This window comes from Actinomadura soli (assembly GCF_005889715.1).
Taxonomy (GTDB): domain Bacteria; phylum Actinomycetota; class Actinomycetes; order Streptosporangiales; family Streptosporangiaceae; genus Spirillospora; species Spirillospora soli.
Window position 1 is genome coordinate 17793 of sequence record NZ_VCKW01000085.1, and the last position, 12713, is coordinate 30505.

8 protein-coding genes and 1 pseudogene are annotated in these 12713 nt (G+C 70.9%); 5 read left to right on the forward strand and 4 right to left on the reverse strand.

Annotated elements, in window-relative coordinates; translation table 11 throughout:
- Window positions 1–195: 195 nt before the first annotated feature.
- Window positions 196–552, forward strand: coding sequence for a hypothetical protein (locus ETD83_RS18090; protein WP_138646305.1), 357 nt, complete (start codon window positions 196–198; stop codon window positions 550–552).
- Window positions 542–1081, forward strand: coding sequence for an RNA polymerase sigma factor (locus tag ETD83_RS18095; RefSeq protein WP_171064302.1), 540 nt, complete (start codon window positions 542–544; stop codon window positions 1079–1081). The genes ETD83_RS18090 and ETD83_RS18095 overlap by 11 nt, the downstream gene beginning before the upstream one ends.
- Before the next feature lie 20 nt (window positions 1082–1101).
- Here the strand turns inward: ETD83_RS18095 and ETD83_RS42595 are convergent, their stop codons facing one another.
- The 4 genes and pseudogenes from ETD83_RS42595 to ETD83_RS18105 all read right to left on the reverse strand — a co-directional run bounded on the left by ETD83_RS42595 (window position 1102) and on the right by ETD83_RS18105 (window position 6441).
- Window positions 1102–1317: a hypothetical protein gene (locus ETD83_RS42595; protein ID WP_171064303.1), complete on the reverse strand. Its 216-nt coding sequence runs from the start codon at window positions 1315–1317 to the stop codon at window positions 1102–1104.
- A 197-nt stretch (window positions 1318–1514) separates the two neighbouring features.
- Window positions 1515–5312 carry a tetratricopeptide repeat protein gene (locus ETD83_RS18100; protein ID WP_230420993.1) on the reverse strand — a complete coding sequence of 1266 codons (3798 nt, stop codon included), beginning with the start codon at window positions 5310–5312 and terminating at the stop codon, window positions 1515–1517.
- 300 nt (window positions 5313–5612) lie between these two features.
- Window positions 5613–6236 (reverse strand): annotated as a pseudogene (locus ETD83_RS46000) (Crp/Fnr family transcriptional regulator); the annotation flags it as partial.
- A 13-nt stretch (window positions 6237–6249) separates the two neighbouring features.
- Window positions 6250–6441: a hypothetical protein gene (locus ETD83_RS18105; protein WP_138646308.1), complete on the reverse strand. Its 192-nt coding sequence runs from the start codon at window positions 6439–6441 to the stop codon at window positions 6250–6252.
- Window positions 6442–7972: 1531 nt separating this feature from the next.
- On the opposite strand from ETD83_RS18105, the gene ETD83_RS46005 reads away from it, so the two are divergent.
- The 3 genes from ETD83_RS46005 to ETD83_RS18120 form a co-directional block, all read left to right on the forward strand.
- A complete protein-coding gene (locus ETD83_RS46005) occupies window positions 7973–8497 on the forward strand; it encodes a helix-turn-helix transcriptional regulator (RefSeq protein WP_138646309.1) in 525 nt (174 codons plus the stop codon).
- 122 nt (window positions 8498–8619) lie between these two features.
- Window positions 8620–10242, forward strand: a complete 1623-nt coding sequence (locus ETD83_RS18115; RefSeq protein WP_138646310.1) for a hypothetical protein — start codon at window positions 8620–8622, stop codon at window positions 10240–10242.
- Between the two features lie 327 nt (window positions 10243–10569).
- Window positions 10570–12713, forward strand: a 2144-nt coding sequence (locus tag ETD83_RS18120) for an SNF2-related protein (protein ID WP_205717740.1), incomplete at its 3' end; no start/stop codon positions are given.

The window sequence follows — 12713 nt, forward strand, 5'->3', positions numbered from 1 at the left end:
TGACGCCACCTTCGCGTCACCGGAAGCCCGCCGGTCGGTGCTCTTAGCCGGGAGCCGACACGGCGGGCTCCGGCATGCCTTCATGTTGACGGCCGTCCACCCTTGCTGTCAGTCTGTTCGACTAATCACGCGCGACTCCCGGCTAAAGAGCACCGAGCGTGATGAGACAGATGCATCCCGGCGAAGGTGGTTAATGTGACGCAAGTCACTTCGTTTGGTGAGCCCGCGAAGAACGGGGTCTCTGGGCTGGGCAAGATCAGCGGCTGGGGCTCGGTTGGGTTCCTGCTGTCCTGGGCGGGGCTGGAGCTCCCGGTAACCCAGCATGAGCTCGACCCGAATCTCCTGACCAGTCTGACCGCGGTTCACCACTTCTATGGCGCGGGCATGTGTGCTGTGGTCGTGATGTTCGCGACCGGTCGCGTGGTGGACCGGATCCGGAAGAAGACCCACTGGACCCTCAACTTCGGCTTCCAGTTCGGCTCCGCCTCTCCCGAGGAGATCGAGCCGCCGGGCGAGGATCAGCCGCCGACCCCGGAGACCCGTGGGTCCTGAATCCCCGGAACAGCAGGTCGAGGACCTCCTCCTCCGCGAGTGGCCGCGTCTTGCGGGCTATCTCCGCGTATTGGGCGCGCGAGAGGAGGAGATCGAAGACATCCTCAGCGACTCCTTCCTGGCCGTCTTCAGATTGATGCGACAGGGCGAGTGGGCGCAGGTCGAGCGGCCGGCTTCGTATCTGTTTGCGGTTGCCCGCAATCGCTTCCGCGTTCAACGGCTGGTCAGGTTCAAGGCTGCTGCGGAGGCGCTGGACGACGACCTGCTCGAGGGCATCGCCGACCCGGCGGCAGAACAGCGGCTGGAGAGGGTGGAATTGCGGGAAGCCGTCCAAGACCGCATGAGGGAGGTGCTCACCGATCGGGAGGTTCAGGTCATGACCCTGCACTACCTTCATGACGTCCCCCTCGCCAAGACCGCCGAAATGCTCGCCATCAGCTACCCCACTGCGCGAGTCCACCTCGCGAACGCTAGGCAGAAGCTTGTTAAGGCGTTCAAGAGGGAAGATTTTTTCGGTGATATCCGCTGACCAAGTGTTCGAGCCCTCTATCAGCCTGTATTGAGCTTTGTCATCAGGTCACGGTTGGTCGCCCGCGCGGCGTCGAGCTCTCGAGCGTTCGGATCGTTGGGTTGCGGCTTGGCGGCCGTCGGGCCGGCTGCAGTGAGTTTGGCGTGGCCCGGCTTCCAGGCTGGTCTTGATGCCCTCGATCTCGCCGCCCCGACCTCGCCGTTGAGTACCGGGCGCTGGAGCAGCGGATCGACCACCTGTTCAAGAGCAAGCGGTCCATCGAGTGGTACGTCCCCCGCGAAGGTCCTGCGCACGCCAAGAGGCCGGGCAGCCGATCCTGGTGTCCAGGCCGCGCAGGTTCCTCGGCACAGCCAAGGCCGTGGCGGCGGCCGCGTCGTGTGGCCAGAGGACGGCGTGACCATGCGGTTGTTCGTGTGCGAGCCCGCCCGCGTGGCTATTTGGCTGTGGGGTCCTCTTCGGTCTCGGCGCTCTCCGATTCCAGCCATTTGTCGAGGGCGCGGACGCGGCGGACGCAGTCGGCCGCCGCGGCCTGGTCGCCGAGCGCGAGGTGGGAGTCGCGGAGCAGTTCCAGCGCCCGCCGCAGGCCCCGCTGGTCGTCCATGTCGCGGCGGATGACGATCTCGGCGTTGACGTGCTCGGCGGCGCGGGCGTGCTTGCCGAGCAGCTGCGACGCGCGGGCCATGGTGTGCAGCGCGTACGCCTGCTCGCGGGTGTCGCCGAGCTCGGCGGCCAGGTCGAGGGCGCGCCGCCCGGTCTCCAGGGCCTGGTCGGCGTGGCCGAGGTCGAGGTGGATCATGGCGAGGTGGACGAGCGCGGTGCCCTCGGAGTGCCGGTCGCCGACCTCGCGGAGGTACTGCAGCGCCTCCAGCTCCCGTTCCAGGGCCTCCTCGGGGCGGCCGGCGCGGCGGAGCACGGCGGCGAGGGTGTCCTTGCCGACGCCGAGGCCGTACCAGTCGCCGCCGTCCTCGCGGATCTTCAGCGCCTGCCGCGCGGCGCGCTCGGCGTCCGCGGGCAGGCCGAGGTGGGAGTAGGTGCGGGCCAGGCTGCCGAGCGTCCCGGCCAGCCCGCCTTGGGCGCCGAGCTGGTGCCACAGGTCGAGGGCCTCCAGGCCGAGGACGAACGCCTCCTGGTGGCGGCTGAGGCGGCGCATGACCACCGACAGGTGCTCCAGATCGTGCGCCTCGCCGTATTGGTCGCCGATCTCGCGGCGGATCTCCACCGCGCGCAGCAGGTGCTCGCGCGCCTCCCGGTACCGGCCGAGCCGCCAGTGCACGATCCCGATCTGCGCCAGCGCCTCGGCCTCGCCGTGCCGGTCGCTGGTGTCGCGGTGCAGGCGCAGCGCCTGCCCGCAGTAGGTGAACGCCTCGGCGAACCTGGTGGCGTCGCACATGAGCATGCCGAGCGTGGTCAGCGTGCGGGCCTCGCCGTGGCGGGCGCCCAGGGCCCGGTAGGTGCGCAGGGCCTGTTCGGCGTCCTGCTGCGCCATGTCGCGCAGGCCGAGCGCGGCGTTCATGCGCGCGAGTTCCGTGAGGGCCTGGGCGGCGCCGTGCATGTCGGCGAGTTCCTGCCGGATGTAGAGGGCTTCCAGCGCGTGCGACACCGCCTCGTGGACGTTCCCCTGCCGCCGGTGGACCTGCGCGACGGTGAGCAGCGTCTCCGCCACGCCCGGCTGGTCGTCGACCCGACGGTGAGTGTTCAGCGCGTCGCCGGCGTGGTCGAGCGCCTTCTCGTAGTCGCCGAGGCCAAGGTGCGCGCGGGCCAGTGTGTCGTGGGCTTTGGCGACTCCGCCGTCTGCCCCTTCGTCGTGGAGCTCGGTGTGGATGTTCAGGGAGCGGCGGGCGTGCTCGATGGCCGTCAGGTAGCGGCCGAGCGCCACGTGCACGTCGGCGAGGGTGGCGAGGGTGACCGCCTCCCCGTACCGGTCGGGCGGGTCGATTGCCCGGAACCCGCGCCGGGCGTCCTCCCCGTACCCGATGGCCTGGACGGACCCGCCCAGCTCGAAGTGCGCCATCGCGAGGTTGTGCAGCATGACGGCCGCGGCCGCCCAGTCCTCCTCGGTGCGGGCCGCGTGCAGGCCCGCCTGGTGGACGGCGATGTTGTCCTCGCTGTAGCGCCGGAACTCCTGGAAGTCGAAGAGCGCGTCGGCGAGCTCCCAGCACGTCCGGTGCAGGCCGAGCCGGGCGGCCTGGTGCACGGCGGCGACGAGGTTGCGCCGCTCGGACTCGAACCAGGCGAGCCCGGCCCCGCGCTCGGCGGCGGTAGACGAACGGCTCCGCGCCTCCCTCCGGTGCACCGCCGGACGGGGCCGCATCGCCAGCGCCGCGCCCGCCCCGCGCGCCTCGGCGAGGTATCCGGCCAGCAGCCGCCGCTGCGCCGCCATCAGCTCGCCGTCGGAGTCCTCCCGCAGGCCGCGCTGGCGGGCGAAGTCGCGCAGCAGGTCGTGCATCCGGTAGCGGCCCGGCCGGACGTCGTGGACGAGGTAGGCCTGCCGGAGCCCCTCCAGGCATTCGCGGGCCTCGTCGACCGTCCGGTCCTGCAGGGCGGCGAGCGCGGCTGGGGTGAAATCGGGGCCGGTGATGAGCCCGAGCCTGCGGAACGCCTCGCGCTGGTCGCTGCGGAGGCTGCGGTAGGCGACGTCGAACGTCGGGCCGAGTACGCTCAGTAGCCCCGGCCCCGCGGCGAGGGCCGCGTGCGGGCTGTCTTGCGCGGTCAACTCCCGGACGGTCCCGGCGATGGACTCGCCGGGGTTCTCCGCAAGTCGGCCCGCCATGATCGTGAGGGCGAGCGGCAGGTGCCCGCACTCGCGGGCGAGCCGCTCGACCGCCCGCCGCTCGTCGCGGACGCGCTCGTCCGCCGGGCCGAGGACGCCCGCGATGAGGTCGACGGCCTCCTGCGTGGCCATCTCCCGCAGCTCAAGCGTCCGGATGTCGGCGCCTTCGAGCAGGTCGGGCAGCCGCCGCCGGCTCGTCACGACCACCAGCCCCGACGTCGCCGCGGCCAGCAAGGGCCTGACCTGCTCGGGCCGCGACGCGTTGTCGAGGATCAGCAGCATCCGCCGGTCGGCCAGCAGCGACCGGCACTGCGCCGCCAGCTCCGCCTCCGTCCGCGGGAGCTGGTCGCCGGGCACGCCCGCCGCGCGCAGCACCTGCCCCATCGCCTCCGCCGGGGTGACGGGGCTGCGGCGCGTGCCGCGCAGGTCGGCGAACAGCACGCCGTCCGGGAACCGGTCGACGACGCGGTGCGCCCAGTGCAGCACCAGCGTCGTCTTGCCCACGCCCGCCATCCCCTGGACGACGACCGCGCGCGGCCACTCCGACTGCGCCATCAGTATGTCCAGCTTGCCGAGGCTGACTGCCCGTCCGGCGAAGAACGGGTTATCTGCCGGGAGGCGCCTCCCGAGCGGGTGTCCGCCGGGGGTCTCAATGCGCACCGGCGAGCGCGCGGCCAGCGCGGCGCCGGCCGCAAACGCCGGTTCGGGTCGTCCGAGAGGAAGGTGGAAACTGTGGTCGTGGGGGACGACCGGCCATTCATCGCCCCAGGGGCTGGCCGTGCGGCGAAGTTTCTCCGGGTCCAGGACCGTCAGCGGGCGCGGCCTGCGATCGAGAATCCCCTTCGCGCGCCACAGTCGGAACAAGCGCACCAGTGTCTCGCGGGAGACTCCAGCCCAGTTGGCCAGCTCGGCCTGGCTGAGTGGCAGCGGGATCTCCGTCCCCCGCATGGTGCTCGTCCCGAACCGGTGGGCCAGCTCCAGCACGTGGTAGGCGAGCCGCTGCGCGTGGTCGCCTGCGCGCACGGCGTGCCGGCGGCCGCCGTATGCGCCACTTTGAGCGATGCTGCGCATCATTGCTTCGCTGATCTGGGGGCTGGCGGCCAGCAGGCTGCGGAACTTGCGGCAGTCCACCCGCAGGCCCGCGAGGTGATCCAGCGTCGCGACCGTGCCGCGCTGCGGATATCCCCACGGGCCGAGAGCGCCGACCAGGTCACCCGACCCGATCAGGTCGATAATCGACTCATCTCCCTCGCTTGAGTCCACGAACTCCTTGGCCACCGCGTTGCTTGCCGTGCGCGGCGCTGCCGTGAAGACCACGTACACCGCCGGCGCGACCGACCCCTGGTGGCACAGCATCCCGCCGGGCGGGATCTCGGTACGCCGCCCCATCGCCCGCAGTGCCTGTTGGTCGGATGTTGAGAGCAGGTCCCAGAAACTGCCCGTCGTGGTGAGGCTGGTCAAGGGTTGGACCGACGAGGCACTACGCGGGGCCCGCCTGTCACTGGTGTTGCGCTTTTCCTGGCCGTGGGCCGGATGCGGCGCGGGGGTGGGGTCGTCTGCGCCAGCGGTGATTGCGTGAGGGATTCCAGGGCGAGTCAGCAGTCCGCCGGTCCCGGAGCCGGTGACACTCTCCAGTGGCCAGCTATTCGCTGGGCCTGCTACCCCCGGGCTGGAACCCGGAAGGCTGTGATCGGTATCGGATTTCTGCAGGTCGGCCAGTTTGTGGATGGTCAATGTACGGTAGCCGGTAGAGACGACCCGCTGCTTGCGGTACTTGCGCAGCACGCGTTCTACGGATTCGCGGGAGATGTTGGCCAGATCAGCCAGCTCAGCCTGGCTGATCGGCACCGCGAGCTGGATCCCGTCGTCGGCGGCAACGCCATGCGTGGCGGCGAGGTCGAGCAGCATGCGCGCGAGGCGGGCCTCCGGAGATTCGGTTGCCGCGACAGCCAACCGGCGACGGTGGGCTACGCGCACCTGACCGGCCAGGGACGCGGTAACGGCGAGGGTGGTGGCCGGCCGCTCGTTTAAGAATCGCACGAAGCGTTGGCTGAGCATGGCGATTCCGTAGACCGCTCCGGCGGCGGTGACTGTCTCACCGTGCGGACTGCCCTCGATGGCCGCCACATGCCCGATTATGTCTCCCGGGCCATAGATGTTGTGCAACTGCTCTGTGCCGGTAGCCAGCCTCGCCGTCGCCTTGCCAAAGCCGTCACGGATCAGCAGTACCGCGTTAGCAGCAGTGCCCTGTCGAAAAATGATCTCCCCGGGCGGGTAACTGCGCGGCACTCCCGCCGCAGCGAGCGCTTCCCTGTCCGAGGTGCTGAGCCAAGACCAGAACCGGGCCCTTCTCGGGTCCTGCGCCGCGGGGGCGAAATCAGACATTCGCGCGGGCGAGTCAGCCGAGCAATGCGTACAAGATGGCCGGCAACGCCACCATGACCGACCCGAGAGCGATCAGCGTCGTGGCGATGCGGACAGCGGCAACCTCAGTTCGGAGCATGCTCCGAACGATGTAGCCGATAAGCAGGAAGAACGCCAGCGTGATCAAAACTCCGGCAGCAAGGGAAGCCGGATCCTGTTGCGGCATCGAAGTGGCTCTCTTTCGCAGGCGGTGGCTGGGACGTGGGACTTAGCCCGCAACCGACCCGCGAACCTGCAAAAGGGGTAGCCGAGTGTGGAAGCCTCCGCATACCCGCCGCGCGCCAGTGACGAGATGACGCGAGCCTAACCTGCTTCGATAAACTGAGAAAAGACCCAGACCACGAAAAGTGGATTTCGGATATGCCAAAGAGGCGGTTCTGACCCGGGCTTCCACCTCCGGATCAGGCCGCCTCCGGCACGGCGCCCACGTCCCAGCCAGAGACCTGTGACGCCATCTGGATCGAATATGCGCGCAGTCGCCGCCACCAATTCCGTCTCTAGACGGAATCTACATCAGTCTGCCAACACACACCGACCTCCATATCCTGGGAACCCCACTCCAGGAACAGCGCAATCCTCTGCCAGTCACCCCACCGTGACACCTACTTGCTGAGTTCGGCAACTCACCTGCGCGCGAATAGCGCTGCCCAGCCACGCGCCGCCCGCGAAGATGAGATCGTTCTCATTCTTATCGGTGCCGGGACGCCGCTAGGTGGTCGTATGTCGTTCCTCCATGTGCTGTTGGGGGTGGGGTTGTCGGCGTGTTGTTGGCGGATGATCATTCGGGTGAGAGCGGCGGTCTGGCGGTCGCCATGTAGGTGGGTGTTCGGTTTCGTGTGGGTCCCGCCGCAGAATGTGCTCGGCCGCGGGATGGGCGCATGCCTGGCCGCTGTCGAAAATGCCGAACGCGTCGTGGGCGCGGACGATCACCCGGCCGGGCTCGGAGCAGGGCCGCGGCTGAGTCGACGCCCTCGGTGCAGCGCCGGGCCGAGAACGAGATCGCCCGGCAGGTCGCCACAGCGTTTGGCCGAGACCAGGTCAAGCAGTACTTTCGGCCGTCGCGCTGTGCGACTCCGCCGCCAACGCACTTGCCTAGGCTCGTCTCGGCAGCGTCGCCTCGGCAGCGGTCACCAGAATCCCCTCCCCACGCGAGGCGTACCTGACTCTTTACACCGACCCCAGCGAAATCGACGACGTCGCCTCATTGTCCACCCGCACCGAGAGGCACTGCGCCCCTTCCACATCACGTTGGCGCACGCCTTCGGCAGCGATCCCGACGCCGAGGTGGACAGCCTCCTGCTCGCCGGAGAGCCCGTCCAGCTCGTGAGACTCAAGCCTTGGTCTTTCTTAACGACGCGGGCGCGGCCGGCTTGTGTCCCACCCCCTCCCCGGGCCCGTTCGTGAGATGGCCCGAGGTCGTTTGACGAGATCCCGTTCGGCCATGGCGAGGGTGGCCTTGCCGGTGTACTGGGCGGCCAGCATCGGGCCAGTCAACACGGTGCGGACCGGCAGCCCGGCCGTGCCTGGACGTCCGGCCAGTTCGGCCTCCACCAGCGCGGGGGCCGCCGGTCTCGTCGAGCAGCTCGGTGAACTGGGTGACGTTGGAGTCGGAGATGCGCGCACTGGCACGTCTGCCCGGCCATTGGGCACCGCCCCCGGCTCCGCACCGCTGAGGGCGGAGACCTGCATCATCGTTCATGGACGTGAGCGATGCTCGGCGATTTCGCTGGCCACCTTGGGTGTTCAGCCAATCCCGGAGGGTGAGCTTGTCTCATGGTCACGTGTGCTTGGACGGCGGCAAGCTGCGTCGGTGGCGCATCGTCCGGGGCCTGAGTGTGGACGCGCTCGCCGCGCTGACCGGGGGCAGGGTTCCGGCCCGGCAGCTGTATGAGTACGAGGCGGGGCGCCGTCGTTGTGACCCGGCACGGTTCGCGGCGTTGTGCCGGGTCCTCGGGGTCACGGGACCGCAGTTGTCGGCAGTGCCGCTTGAGCTGGCTGGCCTAGCCGAGTGGCGGCACTGGGCAGGCCTGACCGCCGACCAAGCGGCTGAACGGCTGGGGATGTCGTCGTGGTCGCTGCTGCGCGTCGAGCGGACCGGGCGGCTACCGCGGCAGGTGACACGTGAGGGGTTCTTGGCGGCCGCTGCCGGACTCTATGCCTGCTCCCCCGGGCAGGCGAGGGCGGCCCTCGCCCGAACGTCACATCCACGACAAACCTACTGATCATGCCTCTGACCTGCGACTATGACGCTTCGGCTGGATCTTGGCGGGGTAGGAGGACCAGCGATCCGGGGGGACGCTGCCCGGTTCTCGCTTAACGACAGTCGTCAAACTTGGGACCTGGTGTGTTCGATCAGCCGTACGTCAAGCTCGCCGATCTGCTCTCGATGCTGGCCGAAGGGCGACTAGACGTCGTTCAGTTCGGCCGGCCCTTCCAGCGCAATGTGCTGTGGGCGGCTGACCTGTGGGCGTCGCTGGCCCGCACGCCGCAGTACCCGATCAGCGGATTCGTGTGGTGGGTCCCGCCGCCGCGGGAGGCGCCGCGCGCCGGCCGCTACCGCAAGTCCTCCCAGGCCAAGGTGTTCATCGTCGACGGGCAGCAGCGGTGCACAGCGCTGGCCGGCGGCGCCGGCATCCGCCCGGCGTGCTATCCACCGGAGGTGTGGCGTGAGCTGGGCGGCCCGAACCTGGAGGTGGGGCCGGTGCTGGAGTCCACCCGGCGGATCTACATCCAGCCGATGCGGCGGCGCAAGCACCCGCAGGTCCGGCTGGGCGACCTGCTGGCCGCCGAGCCCGGGGAGATCCCGCGGCTGGTGGCCGAGGCGGGCGCGGGGGCCCGCACCCACGAGGCCAGCCAGCTGGCCGCCGAGCTGACCGACATCCGCAAAAAGCTGCTGGACACCACGATCCCGCTAGCGTGGCTGCACGCCGGGGTCCGGGACGCCGCCGAGTCCTACCGGGTGCTGAACAAGGCCTCCTCCACCCGGACCGCGCACGCCTCGGAGATCGAGACGATGTACCTGGACCTGGCCTGCCCCGGGGTCCGGCGGGAGGTGCTGGACCCGTTGTGGCGCCATGCCCGGCGCGAGGGCTTCGGCGCGGCCGCCACCCTTCCGGTGCTCAACGAGGTGGTGCAGCGGCTCCTTCCGCCGGCGGCGCGGCGCCGGTCGGTGTTCAACGGCCGCCCCGAGCAGGTCGACAACGCCGCCCGGCGCGCGTCCCGGTCCTGCACGGCGGTGATCGTGGCGCTGCAGCGACGCGGGCTGGTGGACCCCTCGCTGATCGCGATGCCCGCCGCCGTCGGAGTGCTGTTCCACCTGGCCGCGCACTTCGAGCAGGCGGCCACCGACCACCTGCCGTACCGGTGGCTGGTGCACGCCCTGGCCCGCGGCCGCTACAACGGCGCCGCGCACCTGGCCGGCGCCGACACCGCGGCGCTGCTGCGCGCCGCCGACTACGCCGCCGCCCGCACCACACTGGTGCAGCTCATGCTGCCGGCCGGGCCGCCCCCGCCGGTGACCTGCGACCAGCTGATCGGCCGCCGCGGCCGGTTCGGGGCCGTGGCCAGCCTGTATGCGATGGCCGCGGCATGTCCGTCGGGGCTGGGCGTGCCGGATCTGGCCGAGCCGGACGCGGTGTTCCCCGAGCAGCAGATGCGGCTGGTCCCGCTGTGGCCCGGACCGCTAGAGGTCTCCCTGGGCAACTTCGTCCTCGCCACCCCCGCCACCGCCGAGGTCCTCGACCAGACCGGCGGCTGGAACCGGGAAGCCTACGAGCGGCTTTGCTGCGGCGACGACGCCCTGGCCGCGCACTGCCTGCCGATGCCGTCCGCCGGGCAGACCCCGGTCGCCGCGCCGCAACTGGTCAAAGCCCGCGAACAGGACCTGCTCCAGGTCATCAACGGATTTCTCAGACGCATCGGACCCCTTGACACCGGGCTCCTGCACAGCGCTGCCGGCACCGGCTGACCACCGGCGTGACCCCATGCACCCGTGCCTCCCGTCGACACCGCCCGACGCCCGGCGTCCCACACACCGGCCACACCGGTGCTCCCCCGGTGCTACTCATGGCGCCACCGGCCCGCATCGACCACAACGCCTGCGCGTGCTTGCTCGCCGCGCCGTCGACGCCACGGCCTTCTCCACACCGCCGTCATGCCGCGGCCATGGCGGGAATGCGCAGCGGCTCACGCACCTACCGGCTCGACCTCGCCGGTCCCCTCACCGTCGTAGCCGCGGCGCCCACGGTCGCGCTCTATCAGCCAGCTGCACAGACACAGCACTCCTGGGGGAAACGTGGACAGAGCGCCAGCCGGGATCAGCTGGTCACGGCTGCCGGGGCCGCATCCCGATCCCGACCGGATCGACGAACCGGCCCCGCCGCCCGCACCGGCCGGCCCAGGGCAGAGCGATCCGCCGCCCAACGACCCGACCTATCATCGGCCGCCGCACGTCCTGGTGAACGCCCGGGGAAGCAGCGTCGCCGCCGACCTGGCCGACTGGCTGGGCTGGGCGGCGGGACGGCGGCCCAGCCGAGTCCATCTGGTGACCGGCTTCGCCTCGATCCATGGCCTGCTGGAACTCGCGCCCGCTCTGGGCCGGCTGACCGGCCGCGGGCATCAGGTGCGGCTGGTGATGGGCGTCTGCCTTGAGGACCAGGCCCAGATCTGGCGCTCCCTTCCGCCGCTGGCCGCCTCGCCGCCCACCCGCGAGGACCTCGAGACGGGCTTCGGGATCGGCTTCAAGAACGGGTTCGGGCCCGGCTTGGCGCCCGGCTTGGCGCCCGGCTTGGCGCCCGGCTTGGCGCCCGGCTTGGGGACGGGAGCGTCGGCGGCGGATGCGCAGGGGGACCTGGAGGGCCTGTGCGAGCGGGCCGATCGGGCGCTGCGCGCCGAACTGGCCGGGATGCCGCTCACCGGGGCACGGCTACGCCTGCTGCTGCGCTTGGCGGATCTGCTGAGATCGGGACTGCTGGACTGCCGCCGCTTCGACCGCGCCTACCTGCACGCCAAGGCCGTCGTCGTGGACCGCGGCGACCGGGTCCGAGCGGTGACCGGCTCCTCCAACCTCACCCGGGCCGGGCTGCGCCACAACCACGAATTCAACGCCACCCTGGCCGCACCGCAGGCCCGCGCCGCCCTGGACGCCGCTCTGGCCTGGTGGCGGGACGCCCGCCCCTACGATCTCACCGCACTGATCACGCAGACGTTCCAGGCGCACCGGCATGAACTGGTGTACCTGCGGATGCTCGCCGAGGCCTATGACCGGGAGGTCAACGCCCCGGCCAGCCCCGTCATGGATCTGGCCGACTACCAACGCGACGGCGTCGCGCGCATCCGGACCATGCTGGCCCGGCACGGCGGAGCCCTGATCGCCGATGAGGTCGGCTTGGGCAAGACCTACATCGCCGGTGAGGTCGCCCGACTGGCGGTATGCGATGGCCGCGGCCCGGTCCTGGTAGTGGCGCCGGCGAGCCTGCGGCAGATGTGGCAGCGCCGCCTGGCCGAGTGGGGGCTACAGGGGATCGCGGTGCTCTCCTATGAACGCTTGGTCCAGCTCTATCGACACGTCACCCGCACCGCCGACACCCGCACCGCCGACACCCACCGCAACGACCGCGGCCACCCGCAGGGACGGCACTCGGCCGCGGCGCGCGAATCTCAGGCCAGCGGGGGCCAGGCCTGGAAGGCGCACGTCTGGCAGCGCTGCGGCCTGCTGATCGTGGACGAGGCCCACGCCCTGCGCAACCCGTTCACCACCCGCCTGGCCGCCGTGCGGTCGTTGCTGGAAGACCAGCACCGTCACCACATCGACCCGCGGGTGCTGCTGATGAGCGCCACTCCGGTCAACAACGACACCGCCGACCTGTTCGAACTGCTCGCCCTGGCCGACCGGTCGCTGGATCCGCAGTGGACCCCCAGCCGCGTCTTCCACCGGGCCCGCGCCGCGGCCCGCGGCGGCACCGGACGGCGGCTGGCCGCGGTGCTGTCCAGCCCGCACACCGCTGCAGGCGCCGACAAGGCCTGGTATCACCAGGTCCTGCAAGGCAGGATGCTGCGCCGCGACCGGCCGCTGCTGCGCCGCGCCTACCCCGACGCGCGCGCTCTGCGCTTCCCGGCCGTGGAGCAGCTCCCCGTCCAGGTTCCGCTGACCGCGCCGCTGTGCGAGGTGTACGCGGCGGTGCTGGACGCGGTCGGCTACCTCCGCCTCGCCCCCGATGGCCTGCCTGAACCGGTGCGGGCGGCTGCCGCGGCCGTGCGGGCCGGCGCCGCGCGACCCGCCGAGCTCACCTTGGCCGCCTACCGGACCAGCGCCTACCGCCTGCCCGCGGCGCAAGCCCACCGCGAGGCGCCCCGGGCGGGAACCTGCACCCAAGCACCCAGCCGCACACTCAATGCCGGGTCAGCGACCGGGTCACCGACCGGGGCGGCGGCCGGGGC